The organism is Acetobacter sp. DsW_063, from assembly GCF_002153745.1.
Lineage (GTDB): Bacteria > Pseudomonadota > Alphaproteobacteria > Acetobacterales > Acetobacteraceae > Acetobacter.
Genome location: NZ_JOPL01000069.1, coordinates 1 through 245 on the forward strand (window position 1 = coordinate 1; position 245 = coordinate 245).

1 protein-coding gene is annotated in these 245 nt (G+C 54.7%); it reads left to right on the plus strand.

Annotation, left to right across the window (positions count from 1 at the left end; all coding sequences use genetic code 11):
• A partial coding sequence (locus tag HK28_RS14320; protein WP_233140470.1) for a hypothetical protein occupies positions 1-227 on the plus strand: 227 nt, incomplete at its 5' end.
• Positions 228-245: the final 18 nt, after the last annotated feature.

Here is a 245-nt window from a genome sequence, read left to right on the forward strand (position 1 = left end):
TCTCATGCAGGGCAGTCTACAGCCACAAAGTTAATGTGACAGCACCGGGCAAGCTCCTGCCCTCCCGGACGGATCTTGCATCCCCCACGCACAAAGACCTCGCCGGGACCGAGTGTCTGATGAACGGCACGCCAAGAAAATGCCTTGGATATCTCACGCTTGCAAAAGCGATGGATCGGCTCATCGAGAGCTTCAGCCCTAGGCTCAGGACTCATTCTTTAAGATAGAAGATGAAGCTTGCTGCG